This window comes from Sphingomonas sp. R86520 (genome assembly GCF_042466285.1).
Taxonomy (GTDB): domain Bacteria; phylum Pseudomonadota; class Alphaproteobacteria; order Sphingomonadales; family Sphingomonadaceae; genus Sphingomonas.
On record NZ_JAXHBZ010000002.1, the window covers coordinates 148,894 to 168,535 of the forward strand.

At 58.0% G+C, this 19,642-nt stretch carries 9 protein-coding genes; 6 read left to right on the forward strand and 3 right to left on the reverse strand.

The genetic code is table 11. The features are described from left to right. Positions 1 to 57: 57 nt before the first annotated feature. The 4 genes from SJY41_RS21020 to SJY41_RS21035 are packed head-to-tail and all read left to right on the forward strand — an operon-like array spanning position 58 to position 5,677. Entirely contained in the window at positions 58 to 1,479 is a 1,422-nt protein-coding gene (locus tag SJY41_RS21020) for an O-antigen ligase family protein (RefSeq protein WP_380784329.1), read from the forward strand. A gap of 4 nt (positions 1,480 to 1,483) precedes the next feature. Next, the gene (locus SJY41_RS21025; protein WP_380784330.1) at positions 1,484 to 2,188 is read left to right on the forward strand and encodes a polysaccharide biosynthesis/export family protein; all 705 of its coding nucleotides are present in this window, start codon (positions 1,484 to 1,486) and stop codon (positions 2,186 to 2,188) included. Positions 2,189 to 2,228: 40 nt separating this feature from the next. Then, positions 2,229 to 4,448, forward strand: coding sequence for a GumC family protein (locus tag SJY41_RS21030; RefSeq protein ID WP_380784331.1), 2,220 nt, complete (start codon positions 2,229 to 2,231; stop codon positions 4,446 to 4,448). Between the two features lie 2 nt (positions 4,449 to 4,450). Then, on the forward strand, positions 4,451 to 5,677 hold the full coding sequence (locus tag SJY41_RS21035; RefSeq protein WP_380784332.1) for a hypothetical protein: 1,227 nt from the start codon (positions 4,451 to 4,453) through the stop codon (positions 5,675 to 5,677). Between the two features lie 122 nt (positions 5,678 to 5,799). On the opposite strand, the gene SJY41_RS21040 is transcribed toward SJY41_RS21035, so the two are convergent. From SJY41_RS21040 to SJY41_RS21050, 3 genes are all read right to left on the reverse strand, one after another. Continuing rightward, the gene (locus SJY41_RS21040) at positions 5,800 to 6,795 is read right to left on the reverse strand and encodes a glycosyltransferase family 2 protein (RefSeq protein ID WP_380784333.1); all 996 of its coding nucleotides are present in this window, start codon (positions 6,793 to 6,795) and stop codon (positions 5,800 to 5,802) included. Beyond that, complete coding sequence (locus tag SJY41_RS21045) at positions 6,785 to 8,251, reverse strand: exopolysaccharide biosynthesis polyprenyl glycosylphosphotransferase (RefSeq protein ID WP_380784334.1); 1,467 nt, start codon at positions 8,249 to 8,251, stop codon at positions 6,785 to 6,787. The genes SJY41_RS21040 and SJY41_RS21045 overlap by 11 nt, the downstream gene beginning before the upstream one ends. Before the next feature lie 261 nt (positions 8,252 to 8,512). Further along, on the reverse strand, positions 8,513 to 9,400 hold the full coding sequence (locus SJY41_RS21050; RefSeq protein ID WP_380784335.1) for a rhamnan synthesis F family protein: 888 nt from the start codon (positions 9,398 to 9,400) through the stop codon (positions 8,513 to 8,515). 485 nt (positions 9,401 to 9,885) lie between these two features. On the opposite strand from SJY41_RS21050, the gene SJY41_RS21055 reads away from it, so the two are divergent. Together SJY41_RS21055 and SJY41_RS21060 are read left to right on the forward strand one after the other, a co-directional pair. Next, entirely contained in the window at positions 9,886 to 10,962 is a 1,077-nt protein-coding gene (locus SJY41_RS21055; protein ID WP_380784336.1) for a hypothetical protein, read from the forward strand. Positions 10,963 to 12,331: 1,369 nt separating this feature from the next. Beyond that, positions 12,332 to 19,525 carry an autotransporter outer membrane beta-barrel domain-containing protein gene (locus SJY41_RS21060; RefSeq protein ID WP_380784337.1) on the forward strand — a complete coding sequence of 2,398 codons (7,194 nt, stop codon included), beginning with the start codon at positions 12,332 to 12,334 and terminating at the stop codon, positions 19,523 to 19,525. Positions 19,526 to 19,642: the final 117 nt, after the last annotated feature.

The window sequence follows — 19,642 nt, forward strand, 5'->3', positions numbered from 1 at the left end:
GGCATCTTATGCGAGAGGCGGCCCCATAACGATGGAACACGTTAAGGAAAAGACGAAATGACGCAAGCCGGCGCTCGCGGCGACGCTATCGCGGCCGGAGGCATGCTGGCCATTGCCATGATATTGGGAGGTGGCAACTGGCTATTCCCCTTTCATCGGCTGGTTGTCGAAATCACAGCCGTCGTCGTACTGGCTTGGTTCTGCTTGCGTCCGTGGCAACTTCAACACGGAGCCTCGGCCAAGGCGGCAGCAGCGCTGATCGTCGTGGCTATGGTACTGATGATCGCGCAAATTGTGCCCCTGCCCCCTTCGTTTTGGCAAAGTTTGCCCGGTCGCGAGCAGCAGCTCGCCGCGTATACAGCGCTAGGCGAGCCAGGGCGATGGGCGCCCATCAGCCTTGACCCGGCAAGCACCCGCGATACGATCGCCTTTTTCCTCGTTCCACTCACCATGTTTGTCGCGACCTTGCGGATCACGCGCGACGCCCAGCGACGGCTCCTCCAGGTAATCGCGGTCTTCTGCCTGCTGAACAGCTTTCTGGTCGTCGCGCAGTATCAAGGTTTGTCATGGCTTAACCTATACACGACCTATGGCCGTCCTGGTACGGGCCTGTTCGCGAACAAGAATCATAGCGCCCTGTTTCTTGTCACAGCCATGCCTGCCGTTGCCTGGTCGATCATGGACCAGTTCCAGAAGGTGGACATTACCATTCGCCGGTGGATCGCGATCGTTGCGGTATGCTTTTTGTCACTTACCGTCTTTGGCTGCCTTTCTCGCGCCGGCCTAGGTCTCCTGCCTATCGGGATCGTTGCATGTGCAGTCATCATCGCCCCTCCCTCGCTTGACAAACGCCGTACCCTTCTAGCGTTTGGCGGTCTCATCGGTGTGATGCTGCTGCTGGCCGTCATACTTCCTCAAACGGCCATCGTATCGCAAGCCTTGTCACGGTTCGACGCCTCCTCCGACCTGCGCTACCAGTTTTGGCCTGTCGTCGTCGAAGGCGTGAAGGTGTATTTTCCGTTCGGCTCTGGATTTGGCACATTCCAGCCAATCTTCGCTGCTCTTGAACCGCTGTCCATCGTCAAGCCGACATACGTCAATCATGCTCATTCGGATTACCTAGAGATAGCTTTGGAGGGTGGCGCGGCAGGCGTAGCTCTGCTGGCCGGCTTTGGGGTATGGTTCGCGGCAACGGCCATTGCCCGACTGCGAACATGTCGGCGTGAGCATATGGGCTTTGCTCCCATTGCCATCGCGATTGCAGGTGTCGTCGAGGTGTTGCTGCATTCGGTTCTGGACTACCCGCTACGCACACTCGCACTCGCTGCGGTCATGAGCGTATATTGCGCGATTCTTGCCACCCGACCAACGGCGCTGGATTTACAAGACCCTAGTTGCTATCGCGGTGGCAATCGCCGTCGTGTGCGCAGTGAGACGCGTCGGAACGGTCCGGTCGAGTCCCAAAGAGAGTTTCGGTAACAGTATGACGAAGGCAGTTGCAGGCGTTCTCTTGAGCATGTCGGTATGTTTGGCCGCATGCTCGACCCCCTCGGAGCATTTCAATCTTCCGCAAGGTAAGGAGGCCTATCAGGTCATTCCTCCCGAGCGGATCGAAGCTGACCAGGTTGCATACCGTATCAACCCGCTCGATAGCCTCACGATCACGGTCTTCAGAGAGCCTGATCTTGCGGTCAGGGAAGCACCAGTCGAAGCAGGTGGCGGACTTGTGCTGCCGCTGATTGGCGAGGTTCATGCTGTCGGCCGCACTAGCACCGAGCTTGCCGCGGTCATCGAAACCGAGCTTCGGAAACGCGGGCTGCGTCAACCTCACGTCTCGGTCATCATTGCATCGACGAAGACGCAAAACGTCGTTGTCGATGGCGCCGTTCAGGAAGCTGGCGTGTACCAACTGCTCGGATCGACCACCCTGCTTCAGAGCATTGCGATGGCCAAGGGCGCGAACCGTGTGGCGCAACTCGATCGCGTAGCAATTTTCCGGACGGTCAACGGTGTACGTAGCGGTGCACTGTTCGACGTGTTGGCCATTCGCGAAGGACGCTCGCCTGATCCGTATATCCAGAGCGGCGATTACGTGATCGTGGGATCGTCTTCGACCAAATCGCGCTACTATGATGTGCTGAGCATACTCCCAGCATTCGGCCTGTTCATACCGTTGCTAGTAAATTGATCCACATGCCCCGGCATTCCGCAAATCGACAGAGTTCCTTATGAGCACCGCTTTCTCAAACGACCTGCCTCGCACGGCCGCACCGGGGATCGTGGACAACGGCTTACCACCAGGCGCGGGGTCGGCGCAGGCGTCCGCGCAGTCTCCCAAGCACCTTATCGATGTGCGAGCGATCTGGTCGACGGTCTACCGTAATCGCTACCTAATGATCGCTGCGCTTGCAGTTTGCATCCTTCTGGGCGTCGTTGTGACGTTCCTCAGCACGCCGATGTATAAAGCGACCGCGCAGGTCCAGATCGACATGAAGGAGGCCAAGATTATCGAGGGGGCTGACGTTCAGTCGCCTAGCGGTGACTCCGACCGTTACCTCGAAACTCAGGTCAACGTGCTTAATAGCCGCTCGCTTGCACGCGAAGTTGCGACGCAGCTTGGCCTGTTCCGTGACCCGACGTTTCTTCCGCAGATGCACATGAAAGCAGCGGAAGGTCCGCAAGGATCGTTCAACCTTGCCCAGACCAAGCGTGAGCAGGTGCTCGATGCATTGCAAGGGAATTTGAAGGTCAAGTTGCCGGTCGATTCGAGTGCGGTGAATGTCTCATTTTCCAGCCCGGATCGCGCGTTGTCGGCGAAGATCGCAAACAGTTTTGCAGACAACTTCATCACCAGCAACTTGCGCCGCAAATTTGATACCAGCGCCTATGCGCGACAATTTCTTGAAAACCAGCTCAAGCAGATCCGCCAACGCCTTGAGGAATCAGAGCGCGCTTTGATCGACTATGCACGCTCTGCGCGGCTTATCGATACAGGGGCCGGTCAGGCCGGATCCCAATCGGGACCAAGCTCGCTTACGACATCGAGCTTGATCCAATTGAACCAAAATCTTTCGCAAGCCATCTCCGATCGCATCAAGACCCAGCAGCGCTGGCGCGAGACGGCGGCAACGCCATTGATGAACCTGTCGATTGTACAGCAAAATCCCGCAATTTCGGCCTTGATCCAGCAGCGCGCGCAGCTGCGCGCGCAATATCAGCAGAACGCAAAGCGCTACGATTCGACATATGTGACCCAGCAAGAATTGCAGGCGCAAATCGATACGCTCTCGGCGCAAGCAACGCGCATTGCGACCGAACTGCGCGATGGCATTCGCCAGGATTATGCTGTTGCCCAGGCGCAGGAAAGCGCGCTGCAGAACCAGCTCACGGCCTTCAAGAGCACGACGCTCGCAGAACAAGACCGCGGCGTCCGCTACAACATTCTGCGCCGGGAAGTTGACACCAACCGCACGCTATATGACGGCCTACTTCAGCGTTACAAGGAAATCAGCGCTGCTGCCGGCATATCGGCCAATAACATTTCGATCATTGACCGTGCAGATCCGCCGGTTCGGGCGGTATCGCCAAGGCCGTTGCTTAATTTGGCCTTGTCGATCGTGGCAGGCTTGCTCGTTGGTTCCGCGCTTATTTTCCTGCGTGAAAACTTCAATGATCTAGTCCGCTCGACGCATGACGTTGAACGCATGCTGGGGCTGCCCGCAGTCGGCGTCATTCCAAAGCTGAGTGACAGCACTAACCCGCGTGAGGAGATGGCGGATCGCAAATCCAACATGTCCGAGGCATATGCGGCCTTGCGCACCAAGCTCTTGCTCTCGACGTCAACAGGGGCGCCTAAGAGCCTGATCTTTACGAGCAGCGGCCCCGGCGAAGGCAAGTCGACAAGCGCACTTGCTACCGCCTACAGCTTTGCGCAGATCGGACTGAAGGTCGTGTTGATCGACGCCGATATGCGCCGGCCTTCGCAACACAAGCGCTTCGATATCGACAACAAGATCGGCCTCTCGAACGTCCTTGCCAGCCAGGAAACGTTCGAAAGCGTCGTTCATCATACGAACCAAGCCGGTCTCGACCTTGTCACGGCAGGGCCTATTCCGATGAACCCGGCCGAACTGATCGCCGGCGCCGGTCTGAAGGCGCTGATCGAGAAATGCGAACGTATCTATGACGTTGTCATCATCGATTCTCCGCCAGTTCTAGGCCTTGCCGACGCTCCAACGTTGGTCGCCAGCGTTGGCAGCACAATCTTCGTGGTCGAAGCCAATCGTGTTCACGCCCGCCAGGCGAAGGACGCATTGGGTCGCCTGGTGTCGGGTAACACCCATGTCCTGGGTATCCTCTTGACCAAGTTCGATGCCAAATCGATCGGCTACTATTCCAGCGACTACGGGTACCTTTACAACTACGGCGATCGGCCCACTCAGGGTTAACAATGCAAACCGAACAGACCACATCGCAGTCCACAGGGCGTGGCTACGCTCGTAAGGGTGCAACACTCGTTGGTGCCGCGCTGCTCTTGTGGTTTGTCGGGGTGCAGGGGCTCGCCGCGGTAGCAGCCAGGAGCGGCAGTCCTGCACTTTTGCTCCTGTTCGATCCAGGCTCGCACCCTGATGCCGGAAACAAGCTGGCGCAGCTGTACCTGCGTAGCCAGCATTTCGATCAAGCTCTTGCGATCGCCAAACCGACAGCCTTTGCCGCCCCTATGGACGTACGTATCATGCGTACCCTCGGTCAGGCGCTTCAGGCGACCAAGCCAGCTGTCGCAGCGAATGTCATGAGAGTCGCAGAAAAACTTAGCTGGCGCGATACGCCAACCAGTTTGTGGGTCATGCGCGATGCTGCTCTACAAACCGATTACCCAAGGGTCATGGCGCAACTCAACGCTCTGGCGCGCCGCCAAACCGAACCAGCTACGGTTCAAAAGCTGTTCCATGCCAGCATCGGCGATGCGCCTTCACGTCTGGCATTTGCAGCGGTGCTGAAAGATAACCCGCCTTGGCGCGGAGGCTTTTTTGCAGATTCCCGAACCAATTTGCCTCGGGAATCCTATCCGAAGATGGAAGCCCTGCTGTCACTCTTGGCAGGAACGAAATCGCCTCCGTCTGGAGCCGAGCGGATGACGTTCATCGATCGTATGGTGGATACCGGCGACGTCGCGATGGCCCGTGGGTACTGGCTTCGAAGCTTTGGCATATCGTCAAACGCGCGCGGTCAGGTTCCGTACGATCCCTCTTTCAGGGCGGTTGCTACACGCCAAAAAGGCGCGCCCGTCAGTGCCTTTGAGTGGCGTATCGGCCCTGATGCCGATCAATTCATTGCGTTTCGGCAAACCGACCAAGGGTATGTACTGGATATCAATCCAGCTCATGACATAGCCGTACCACTTTTAGCGCAGACGTTGCTCCTGCAACCTGGAACGCATCGTATCGACGCCGACATCGTCCAGGGGTCGGCACTGCAAGCACCAGCCGAGTGGCAGCTAACGTGTTCTGGATCGGCCACAGCATTAATCCGTAGCTTTGCCACCGCGGGCAACGAACTGTCCGGCGTGAATATCACGGTACCGCCAGAGGGATGCAAGGCACAGACGTTGACGTTGATGTCAAACGATCGAATGTCGGCACAGCCTGTAACCATACGATCTATCTCAGTTCGATAAGGCCCCAGATACCTGATCCGGTGCCGCCTGATCATTGATCTGCGGGGACGCTCCTATGCCTCGCCACCGTTTGGCAGTGCTGCCTTGATTAACGTTGGCCCAAGCGTCAACGGAGGTACGGATCAATCTGGCTGCCGACGCCAGTAAAAGGGCTGCATAGAGAGCCGTTGCTTCCATCGATTAGACAATTTTGCCTCGCGACTACCCATTTTGTAGCCTGCATATTTCGCAAATGTTCTAACAATAGCCGACGGCAACAGCATCGGATCGTGACGCGCCAGATAGGTCAGCTCCGAGCGTATAAAGCGTAACCCTTCGCCTTCGGCAGCGCCGAACGTATCGATCAGCCAGCGATTGCGGCCATGAAATACGCCGACGTCGAAATATCGGCGAAACTCTTCGGCGACCGTATAGCCATGGCTGTGGATCACCTCTGCATCGCCGCGGTAGGCGATCTGCCAACCCTCTATCAGCATCTGTCCGGCGACGAGCTGGTCTTCTGCAAAAAAAGCATCGATTGGAAAGCCACCTACTTCCGCAAGCGCACTCACACGATACGCTGCGAAGGAGTCAGAGCAGAAGACCGTTTTCACGCCGACACGTGTACGGTCTTCTAACCCGCGAACTTCTGAACTCGGGGGGTAGTTGACGAGCCGTGCATGCCGCTCGATGCCGCGTGCGGCAGTCCTAGGTAGCTGCCGTCCATATGCCATTCCCACCCCGGGATCGGTAAAGGCATTAACCAGCCGCGCTATCGTATCATGTCCCTGCGGGATGGCGTCCTGCGTCATCATGACGACGATGTCGGCCTCGGGTTGCAACTCGACCGCAAACTGCCGCGTACCGCCGTGGTTGAACGTCCGGCGGTCAATTCCCACGACCGTTGCGCCAAAGCGGCGAAACGCGTCACAGGTCGCATCGCCGGACTCGGAATCCACGACGAGGAACTGTTCGGGGGCAAGCCCCTGCTGTGCCAGTGCCGGCAATAATGCCGACAGATACGGCTCGGCGTTCAAGGTGGGAATGACGACGGATATACGCGCTGGATCGATCAGCCAATGCGAGCCGGTTGAATCGACACTGACAGGCGGACTGTATGGAACGTTCTCAGAATGCATTGTCGTGCCTAATGACGAAGACGGTGCGAAACAGGATCCAGAAATCCTTGCCCATCGACCAGTCTCGCAGATACTCGAGATCCGACGATAGTCGATTGGTCAAATCGGTCTTCAGGACCGTCGCGCCTCGAAACCCACGAACCTGCGCCAAACCGGTCACGCCCGGTTTGACCGCGTGACGATGCCGATAGCGTGCGTCGATTTCCCAATAAAGCTGTTCTGCCGCACGCGCCGACAAGGCATGCGGCCGCGGCCCGACTACGCTCATATCGCCGCGCAGGACGTTGATAAGCTGTGGGAGCTCGTCGAGGCTGTTACGGCGAATGAATTGCCCCACCCGGGTTACGCGGCTGTCCGAACGGGTTGTTAGCACGCTTGCGGTCGCATCGGATTGATCATGATACATGCTGCGAAACTTAAGCATCATGAACAACGTATTGTCGCGCCCAATTCGCTGTTGCCGGAACATGATCGGCCCAGACGATTCAAGGCGAATAGCCAATGTGATCATCACAAGCAGCGGAGACAGCAGCAGCAACGCCAGGGCCGAGACAATGACATCGAACAAGCGCTTCAAGATACGTGCCCTTAGATGCAACGGGCCTGCAGACACCACCAAGGTTCTGTGGCTCTGGAAGCGACCGATACCAATCATATCGATGCGATCAACGTCAGGCGCCAGAACCTCACCGTCGACGGCCATACTCTTGAGAACATGGGCCCACGCAACGATCTGCTCGTCGCGGCAAGCTATTACGACACGGTCGGCATGGGCAACGAGCTTTGCCAGTCGGTGGTACTGAAGGGGATCCTCCGTCAAAGGATCAAAGCCAATTTGTTGAGCATCGATGACGACGCTATGCGCCTCGGCATCCCAGGCAACGCCGTCAACGATAACGACCGTGCTGAACGGAGCCCCCCCAAGACTGCGAAGAAGGATCCGCCCTAGCGCGAGCCGTATGGCGACCAGAAGTGCAACGGCGCCGATCATTCCGGTCCAAAAAATCCAGCGCGAGAATACCGCGCCGATTTTGAACGAATACGCGATGATCAGCATCGCGGCGCCGGCAAATACGATCGCCCGAATAGCCTTGAAAGCACCAATGCGCGGGTCCCGAAGAACCTCGGCATTGTAGGAACCGTTGATCGCAGCCACCCAGAAATAGATTGGCAGCAGGACGCTCAACATCGTCGTTCCGTGCAAGGACGACCACGCTCCGAGATATACAAGGTTGGCAAGGAGAAAGCCCAACCCGATCGCAACGCTATCCCCACCGGCGATCGCTGCGTAGCACCGCACGCGCCTGGCCTCCATATTGCCTATCGAGATGAGCGAGTCAGGATTGCCGGGAATATGTCCTGGTGTCTGAACCGGGGCATGGCCGGGAATGGGGTCATACCGGCGATTGCTCGTAGTCATATGCGGTGTCCGAAGGGGGCTGATACGCTGCTCCATCGGGGCCCTATGCCACAATTGCCAGCCTTCGGGATACCGGTGAAACTTGCCTTACGGTTGCGGCTCGTCCCGTCGCAAGACCCAACCGCTTGCATGTTCAGCCAGTCACGACCTGCAAGGTGGTTGATTGGGGGGGAGTAAGGTTTGAGCGGCGGGTCTGTCTGTACCTCGCTTACAAGATCGTTATTCAAAACAAGCCTCAATTACGCAACTAACCATCCAACGCTAACAGCCCCCTCCCGGTTTAGGGGCAATACAGCTCTATCCGCGTGGGTGAGCAAGCTCCTCCAGGACATGCTGGATGTCTTCATGATCATATACATCGGGCCGTCTATGGAGCAGGGACTTTTTCAGAAACGGAAATCCAGAATTTAGAAGAGAAATAGCAGAAAAGAATGACGGCTCACTCGTGAGCCGATGATCTGAGAACCACTTGGCGCCCACCGACATGTGATGGCTCGCAATACGGGCTAGTCGAGTTTCCTGCTGAAAGACGACGTCCTTGTATCTGTCGTACGTATATCTTTTTGGAAATACGGGTCTTAAAGCCTTTTCTACTCGATCATTGACATTTTTTAGTATGAAGGCATAAGATTGAATGTGGTTTTCGATCAGAGAATACGCGGTATACCCAGTAAGATCCCAGCTCGCGGCAGAAAACTCTTTGTCCAGATCAACGAATGGTCCAAAAACAGAGTCATTCATTACAAATAAATTACACCCTGGGCTTTCTTCGACGAGGCTGCGTAGCCCAATGGCGTAAGCGGAAAAATCAAAGCCACCCAACCCCTTAGACGCAACGGCATCCGCATAATCGTAGATGGCCGTTGGCACTGCGGTGTTTGGGGGTAGTGCGCACACGACAAACAGGCCGGCATCCATTCGAGCCAGTCTTTCGAGTGTAAAAAGATGCGCAGGCGTTACCTTACCTTGCGGAAGATAGGCAAAGTAGAGAACCCAGCGCGATCGCCAGTTTGGTCGTTTTAGAATCGCCTGCTCGGGCGGCGGGCGGCGGCCGGCGATCGTTGCCCGCAGTCGGTGAGCGAATGTTCCCTGCCACGGCTTTGACGGAACGAAGGTCCAATCGCGCGTGAGCACGTCATGCGACTGAACCCCCTCCACGCCACTTACGTTGAAAATCGAGAACATCGGTGACCAGCAGCGCCCTGATAAGGAACAATTATCATGTCGCGGGTGGACCAGTCGCAGGATGTTGTCGACCCCATTACGGCATATCTGGGACTTCTGAGAGCTGCGGCGTTTGAAAAATGAGCTTCGCCCCAGCATGCCTGCCAGATCGGCGACGTCACCGCTGGCGGTGAGGCAGCTGACAGGAATGTATCGGCCGGCAGAAGGGCCATTATCTAGCAGACCATTCGATACGGGCCTGGTTCAACACCAGTCTCGGCAAAAGGGTGAGCGGAATGCACTCTTCGCTACCCGCTAGTTAGCCTGGCAGTTCCGTTAGAATGCCTGTTCGCGGCACATGGCTGTCCGCTCCGAGGGCCTCCAGGACGGCAGGCGCTTGATGCGGATCAGCCACAACGCCGCAGATGGATCACTGACGTATGATCTGACACCTTGCTCCAACCCCCTGATATCGCCATGCAGATAGCAGGCATGGAGAGAATACGTTGCTAGAACCCTTTAACATCGCGACGCTTGAGGGGTATGGCTGCTGCTACTTCGTGCTACGTCACGATCATGCTGCGAAGCCAGGGGGTGACGTCGATCTTGCTCGTCAGATCGCACGCGATGCTCAAGCTGCAGGAGCAACCGTCTGCGTAGTTAGTGCCGAGGCGCTGCCCCCGGCCCTTGACGCAACCGACCTATTGTTCCTGTTTAATATTGATCGTCCCTATGAAGCGGCGATCGCCATGGCGCGCGCCCGTCCTGAGGGCCGGATCTTACTGTATCCGCTTCACCATCCCGTTGCTGGCGTCGCAAAATATCTAGGCCGAGTAGGCGGTCTGAAAGGTGTGCTTGGTTCGCTCGCGGGCAAGCGCCCCGATCGATACGAGGCGATGGTCGATGCGGCAAAAGCGCTGCGAAAGTTGGACGCGTCCCGACTGCGGGTAGCGCTTAGCCGCGACCGAGTCATTGCCCAGCTCATTAAACGGTGCGAACTTCTGGTAACGTCGGAAAGTGAACTCGCAGAAATTAGCGCCAGTCATGGGGCACCTGGGCACGGGGCATGGTTATTGCCACATCCCGTAGCACCTTATGCATCTCCCAGCATGTCGGCTGCGCCACGCTACATTTTGGTATCAGGCCGCATTGAGCCACGCAAAAACCAGCTTGCAGCACTCCAAGGACTGGCCGCCATGCAGTTGCGTGATCGCGGGTATGAGATTGTACTGGCAGGCGGGAAGGGATCCGACGAAGGATATTTCCGGTCAACCATAGATTTTGCGCTTCAGCATGGCATCATCTACGTTAGCCAGCTTCCAAAGCCTCTATTTTTTCCGTTCGTTTCGGGCGCAACGCTTGTCGTCAATGCGAGTTTTTTTGAGGTCACATCACTTATCGACCTTTACGCAATAGAAAATAATATCCCGCTCGTTACCACTACTCACGGATATTATTCGCCCAGCGCCAAACTGTGCCAAGTCGACCCACAGGCTTGGGGAGCACGCCCCACTGCGGAAATTCTTGAGGCGGTCAACACTATGCTAGCTGTCGCTGAAGATCGGACTCACATAGCCGCATGATCGACTGCCTATACCAAGGCAATGGTTATTTACGAGCGAGATGCTATGATCTCCTGACCCCATAGACGCGTCTGTGACAACGCCATGGATATGGATTACTCACCCATCGTTACCGTCGAAAAACCTGCGAACAGCCGAACTGCACAGGTAGCCTAGCCCCGCGACGGCCATCAAAAAACACGAACCACCCCAAATACAGGCTACCGCGACGGCAACGCACCACATTACCTACACGGCTTGGTGTTTCACGCGGTTTGCCACACGCCCGGCACCAAATCCCAGAGCGATCGAGACAACGCACCACGAAATTCCTGCCGTCAGCATCCAATTATCCTCTCACATGCCGGCATTTGCCGATCACTCGCACGGACTATTACAGTTTCCTGACAATCGGCAAGGCTTAACGTACTTCACCTTCAAAAGCTGTTCGTTTATCTCATGCGATCCTGCCCCCTCGGGTTCGACGGGACTTGGCGGAGCTGCACGCCGAAGGCGTTTATGGAGCTGGGTTTGCGATCGAACGCCGCAATTTCGAGTGGATGACCGCACTGAGCCGGCCAACGGACATCGTACGGAATCAGATTACGGAACTACCGGTGCGCCAGAATGAGACGGCGCACTCCGTTAAGCTTGTAAACACGCAGCCAATTTGGTTCATATCGGTTATATATCGGAACCAATATTTTTGGAGACGATGATGGCTTACATGATCATCCTCGCACTTGTTTTTATAGTTCTGGCAGATCTTTTCATGACTTCGCGAAAGAAGCGTAAGAGGTTGCTGCGGGAGGCTTCACGCCGCGAACGCCATTTGAAAGCCCAGGCTAACTGGGAGCAGACAGGCCAAAATCGTTAGACCGAGGTGTCATTCCCACGTGCCTGGTTGCAGCAACAATTGACCTGCGTATCAATCTTTTTAAAATTGTAGAATTAGTACCTAGATTTTTCATGTAACACTACTCTCGCAGCTCATCTAACTCGAAATTTAAATCGAGATGCGCAATGTGAATAATCCATCCCGCCCCGCGTTCATTGAGAGGTTTTGCTAGCGAAGCGAATAAGCTGGGACTAAATAGATTATTACAAATATTCAGACATCGCAGCGACAGTATTGATAGATGCGGTTCTCGAGATTTTACAGTACGCATCCCTCTACTATCTATATAGTAGAAAGATATTATTAATCCGAATTTACCATATTGGCATTCCTGAGATCTGCTTCGCCAGAACCCTTATTAAACGCCGCTTGACTGCATAAATTTATGCCGCCTCTCACGTACATACGAGCTCGTCGGTTGGCGGCAAACAGTACGTTGTAGACATGCCCTAGCCGATTCATTAGCGATTCCTCCAACACTCGGGGGAATATATGAAGGTCGGAGAAATGACGTCGCGGACGCGCCGTGTGCGCATGCGCGCGCTGCAGACGAGTGCAATGGTTGCAGCTGTTTGGGTCGCAGAGCCAGCATTCGCACAGTGCTCACCCGAACCAACGGTAGCAAATAGCATCACTACCTGTGCCGGCACTGACGTGAACGGTATTCGCGTCACGACAGCAGGCACAACAGTGAGCGTTGCCGACAGTGCAACCGTCACCAATACAGCTAGCTCGCCGATAACGATCGAAGTCGCGAATACCCTTCCAAGAATTGCCGAGACGATCACCATTTCTGGGCAAGTGGCGGGTGGTTCGGAAAGTGGAATTACGTTGCTGACAGGCCCCGTTTCTACCTACATCGATAGCACGACGCAGTTGGCGTTAAGCGTAACAAACGGTGCAACCTTATCCGGAACGACTGCGCTGACGATGGGGCAAACCCCCGGGAATGTTTACGGGATGCTTATTGCTACCCTTGATAATGCAGGCACTATTACCGGATCGAGCGGCATTGCTCTACGGGGCGATGTCGCATCGACGACAAATGGCTTCACGACGAGCCGGTCATCGTTCACCTCGATCACGAACCAGGCAACCGGTACGATCTCGGGCAGTATTGTCGGGCCCGTCGGGATGCTGAAAAATGCAGGACTGATCGATGGCGGCAGCAATAGCGCGCTAACGACAGGCAACGCTGGCTCGAGCTACCCCTATACCATTAGTCCCGGCACATGGACCAACACTGGCACGATCCGCTCGAACAGCAGTGCAGCAACAATCGTTAGTTCGAGCATTGGTACGCTGATCAGTAGCGGGACGATCGCAAACTTCGGCGCCGGCGCAGCATTGGCATCGTCGTCCCTGATCGTACAAAATCAGGCTGGCGGCCTGATTAGCAGTAGCGGCACGACCGCAATAAACGGCACCGGCTATCTCAACCTTGTAAACCGGGGGACGATCACCGGCAACGTCGTGACGGGTAACAGCAGCAGCATGATCGATTCATCACAGGGTCGGATCAACGGCTCGGTCGTGTTCGGCTCCGGCTACGATACACTGGTGGTGCGCTATGATGGCACAGCAACGCCGGTAACGGGCATTACCGGCACGGTCGACGCCGGTGGAGGCATCAATACTCAACAGATCGCTATCGGCAGCGACACGACGATCGCGACACCGGTCACATTGCTGACGGGTTTTCAACAGCTCGCGATTGCCACCGACCAAGGCGTGACGACCACGCTCGGCGCAGGCTTCGTCACACCCACGACGATCCAGGTGATCGGCGGTGGAACCCTCGTCAATCGTGCGGCCATCGTCACGTCTGGGACCGCGTTTGCCAACGCGCAGGTTTTTACGAACGAGGGGAGCATCCAGACTGGCAGCGGATCGGCTTATGCGATCACGGCAGGGTCCGGCTATTCCTCGCAAATCACAAATAACGGCGCAATCAATTCGGCCGGGAACGGTATCAGCAGTTCTCAGGCACGTATCGTCAACACCGGTACGCTGACCGTCTTCGGCACGGGGGTCTCGATCTTCGGCAATAGTCTGACCAACAGTGGGACAATCCGATCAACAGCCGGCATCGGCGCACAGCTCAGTGGCAACGTTGGCACACTCTCGACAAACAGCGGCACGATACAGGGCGCACAAATCGGCGTGCAGACCAGCGCGTACCTGTCCAATACCGGATCGATTACCGCGAGCAACCGCAACGGGGTTGCAGTACAGCTCGACGCGTACGGCGTGGTGTTTAACAACGCGGGTGGCGTAATCGGTAGTGGGGGCCAAGCGATTACCGGCACGTCCTTCAACGAGTCGGTCGTCAACGCCGGCACGATCAACGGCCGGGTATCGCTGACCGGGGACTATCAGAGCGCTGGCTCTCAGCGCTACATTTCGCAGACCGGCGGCGTGTTGAACGGCGATCTCGTATTGGGTTCCGGGGGGCTCTTGTTCACCGACCTAGCCAATACGGGCCCAGGACTGTTCGCGGGCATCACAGGCTCGGTTACGGCCGCAGATGGGGCTTTGCTACGCTATCGCGTGACGGGAACGCAATCCGCCGTGTTGACTCCGGTCGGTCCGTTCGCGAGCGCCGCATTTGAGTTGACGGACGGCGCTGCTCTAACACTGACTGCCCCAACGACGGTTACGCGTCAGGTTTTGCTGGCCGGCTCCGGTAGTGTCGACCTCGACGCCAATTTGGCAACTACCACATCGACATCGGCGCTTGCCGTCAGCAGCATCTTAGCGACGCAGGCCTCTTACGGCAGCCCCACCGGCACACTGGCGATCAGCAGCCGCGGTACCATTACCGTCACGCGGGCGGCTGGCAGCTCTGCAGGTTCGGGCGTTGGCGTGAGCCTTGGTAGCGACGACAGCTTCACCAACTTCGGCACGATCACCGTTACCGATCGTAACGCCTTCAGCGGTTCGACCGGCATCACCGGTGGGTTTGCCAGTAGCGGATCTGTCACTAACGCTGGCTCCATTCTGCTGGACGGCGGTATCGGCATCTCCGGAGCCAATGTCATCAACACCGGCCTGATCACACAGGTTGACGGTGGGGCGGCGGCGCGCGGCGTGTTGGGTGGAACGCTTGACAACCGGGGTACGATTCGGGTCGCCGGTGTCGCGGTCAGCGCATACAATGGCGGAAAGATCGTCAATTCGGGTATGTTGGCGAGCACCGGTGGCATCGCTATTTCCGGAACCGATACATCCGCCTCGGCAACGATCACCAACGCATCTGGCGGAACAATTTCCGGCACGGGCGGAACGGCTGTTCAGCTCTATTATGGTACGTTCACCAATGCTGGGGCGGTGAACGGCACCGTCGATATGGGGTATGGTTACCCTTATTATTCGGGCGCGCCAACGCGGTCCTACGCAAGCAGCACCTTCGTTGCGGCTGGCGGCACGATCGCGGGTGACCTGCTGTTTGGCGACAGTAGCGATCTGCTGCTTCAGACCGGAGATTCCTTAGGAGTCTCGGGCATCGTTGATGGTGGCGAAGGACGTGATATCTACGGCCGTATCCTTACCAGCAGCGCAACGGTTGCGATCGATTTTACGGCTGTCCGTAACTTCGAAGACGGATTGATACAGGCGGTAGGCAACGACACGGTCGTGACCGTAACTGCGCCTGCCACATTGGCAGGTGACCTGTATGTGGCGGGCAACGGCAGTATCGTGAACCAAGCCATGATCGAAGGTCGCATGACAACCATGCTGCCCTATTCACTCTCCTCGCCGTTCACGCCTAATCCGCTGTTCCCGACGGATCAGACGCTTGCGTCAATCACCAACGCAGGTTCGATCGACGGCGGCGCATTCGTCACGACGGCATCGTTGACGAACTCCGGAACCATCGGGACATCGGCCCTCGCAGGCAATGCCGTATCAATTCAACAGGGAGCAGCGCTCGCGTTCAACAACAGCGGTGCGATTGATAACGACGGGAGCTCGGATGCCGTTTCCTTATATGCCACCGGGATGACGTTCACCAATAGCGGACGAATTTCGGGGGGCACAAACGGTACGGCTGCATATCTGGCGAGTAATTATGGTGGTTCGATCGCAGCGGCCAACACCGGTACCCTCGTCGGCGCCTTCTCCGCCTCATCTTACCCTTCATACTGGCTTGACGACGCAGCGCCTTCGTCAGTTTCGGTTGCGCTCGTCAATGGTGGTACGATCACAGCTGCGCGTACGGCCGTGTCGCTTTTGGTCGATAGCGGCATCTCGGCCGGCAGTGCGTCATTGGACAATTCGGGTACGATCGAAGCAACCGGCGACTTCGGTATCGGTGCTGTGCTCAGCACGGCTAGCGCAGCCACGCAAACACTCAACGTTACCAACGCGGGCACGATCCGCGCCAACGGTGACGGAGGCATCGCACTATTGCTCACCGCTGATGCTCCCGCTGCCGCAATGGTCGTCAACACGAGCAGCGGATTGATCGAAGCGACCGGCAAAGATGCGACCGCGATCATATCCTATAACGCTGGTCTCGACCTCACCAACGCAGGTACGATCCGCGGCGGCACCGTCGTCGCAGATAGTCCTGCGAACTTTGCCGCTGGCGCAATCCAGACCATCGGCAGCGAAAGTGACCGGATTGTTAATACTGGCACGATCCTAGGCTCGATCGATCTCAGTAGCGGGGACGACGAAGTCGAGAACCGCGGCAGGATCGAAGGCAACGTCTTCCTTGGCGCTGGTGACGATACCTTCCTCCAGCGCGCAGATGCGGTGCTGATCGGCACCGTTGATGCGGGCGAAGGAAATGACGGTCTCATCGTTGATGCAACGGTTGGCGGCGCGGTCAACGGTGACCAGTTCATCAACTTCGAACGCTTTACGCAGATCGGCACCGGCAACGTCGCATATTCCGGGACCTTCCGCTTCGACACGATCGGCGTGTCGGACGGCAACGTAACGATCGCAGCCGGGCAGGTGCTGAGCAGCGCTGGCGCAGTAGTGATTACCGGTGGAGCGGGTGCTGAAACGGTTACCAATGCCGGCACGATCGCTGGCAGCATTGACCTCGGTGCTGGCAATGATAGCGTCATCAATACCGGTACGATCCAGGGGGCCGTGTTCTTGGGAGCCGGCAACGATCGCTTTGTCGAAGGCCTCGGGAGTACTGTCGCAGGCGGCGTTGATGGGGGCACGGGCGACGACCTGTATACCGTCATGCTCGCGGGCAATCGCAGCGGCATTGGTCAGCGCAGCAACTTCGAACGCTTGAATGTTGAGGGCAGTGGCACACTGGCGTTGACCCTCGACCAGAACTTCCAGTCGGTGGCACTAGCAGGCACAGGCCTCAACGTTGCGCTGGGTGGCTTTGCTATTGGCGCCGTTACCGGCTCTGACGCGGCCGAGACGCTTTCGGTCGACGGCGATATCGGCATGGTTTCGCTAGGCGCCGGCAACGACGAGCTGGCGCTCGGCACGACACGCGCAGCCGGGCTATACGCCGGCGGGGCCGGAACGGACCTGTTGCGCTTCATGGCGAACGCGCCGGTGACATTGGCTGGTACCGCGACGGGCTTCGAGCGTGTGGCTCTGACCGGCGGGGTGCTGAGCGTAACGGGAACGCTCGGCAGCAACGTCGCCCCGTTGACCTTTGGGGACGGCGCACAGAGCGTAACAGTCGCTGCGGGCGGTACGCTCGCCGGCATGATCGATCTCGGCGCTGGCAATGATAGCTTCCGGTTGGCGATTGGCGGAACGCTCACTGGCACCGTCTCGGGCGGCGCTGGGACCGACACGGCGACGTTCGAACTGGCAGGCGACCGTACGCTTGGCAACGACATGCTGCGGGACTTCGAAATCCTGAACAGCGAGGGCAACGGCACACTTACACTTACAGGGGCTCAGACCTATGAACGCCTTAACGCTGTAGCCAACCTTACGGTCGGTCCGGGCGCATCGCTCACGGCGCCGGTCGTGTTTGGGGCAGGCAACAACCGCTTCACAATCGCAGGCACTTTTGCCGGGTCGGTCGATGGCGGTGCCGGGACCGATACGGTTCTGGTGGCGGGCGGTAGCGCTGCGGCACCCGTCGCGTTTGGCTCTATCGCGAACGTCGAAGCGTTCGGCATGACTGCCGGTTATGCGACGATAGCCGGCACGGCATCGTTTGGCACTGTCGACATGTCGGGTGGTCGACTCGTCGGGTTGGCCGGATCCATGATCCGCGCCCCACAGATTGCCGTACGCTCGGGCGCGACCTTCGGATCGGCGGGCTCGGTCGTTGGCGACATCGCAGTCGCTGGCACGCTTAGCCCCGGCGCTTCGCCGGGCACGATGACGGTCACTGGCAACGTCTCGCTCGCAAATGGCTCGGTCTCGCTGTTCGAGATTACGCCGACCGTTGCCGACAAGCTGGTGATCAATGGCGGGCTATCGATCGCATCGGGCGCGACATTGCGCATCGTCGCGGACGGTGTCGTGCGGGCCGGCACGTCATACGATCTGATCGTCGCCAGCGGCGGGATTACCGGCAGTTATACGACGATCGACAAGGCGGCATCTGTGTTCGGCTTCGTCGTGCAGCGTGCCGACCGGATACAGCTGCTTGGCCAGTTCCTCGGCGACGCCGCGTTCAGCCCCCAGGTTGCGCGCAGCATCGACTATGCCAATACAGCGATCCAGGTGCAGCCGGCGACAAGTGCCCTGTTCGCAGTTTTGCCGACGTTGCTCACCGCGAGTGGTGCGTCCAACCCGCTCGCGTTCGCGCAGCTGACGCCCGAGCCGTATGCCTCAGCGACCCAGATGGGCGTCGACCAGGCCCTGAGCCTGGCCGACGTTGCACGCGGGCCTGGCTTTGCGACGACTGACCGTGAGGACGTTGGTGTCTTCACCTTCGCGCAAGGGGTCGGCCAGTGGCATACGCTTGGTGCGGATCGAGATGCGGGCACGTCCAAAGCACGGAGCAGCGGCTATGGGTTCCTGGGCGGGATCGGCATCGGCAACCATGACTGGTCGGTCGGCGCCTTTGCCGGCTATCTGGACAGCCGCCAACGGATCACGACACTGGGCGCCACGACCAGCACCGATGGCGTCGTTGCAGGCGTCCACGGCCGCTATGCTGCCGGGAGCGTCCGGCTGGGCGCATCGGTGCTGTACGACGGTGGCGATGCCCGTACGATGCGGTCGTTGCCAGGGGCAAGCACGGCAGCTGGACGGTACGGTCTTCACAGCTGGGCCGGCGACCTGACGATCGGCTATGCAGCGGCCATGACAGGCGACTGGACGGTGACCCCGAAGGTTGGTGTCACGTATATCCGCACCACACGCGGCCGCGTGAGCGAGGACGGCGGACCGTTCGCGCTGACCGTCATGCGTGATCGTCAGGTCACAGGCTTTGCCGATGTCGGTGCGACCCTTGCACGCGACGAGACGTCCGACGCGGCATTCCGGCCTTATGTCGGGTTTGGTGCCCGCGCCCGGATTGAAGGCAAGCGTGCCGATGCTACGGCCAGCTATGCAGGCGCACCGCTGACCTTTACCGCATTGGGCGCTCCGCGCTCGCAAGTAGTCGGCACCGCTTCGGCAGGGGTCGCCTACCGCCTTCCGAGTGGCGTGGAGCTGTTCTCGTCAGTCGAGGCACAAACTGGCCGTGACGACCACCGCGAGAGCATTTCCACCGGGGTCCGGTTGCGGTTCTAATGAGCATCGTGCTCACACATCGACCCTCAATGTGTGAGCACGATCGCCTTACCGACTTATTGTTTTCGTCGCCGATACGGTGGCTTGGGTAGTCATTCGGCGATTGCGAGCGACCAA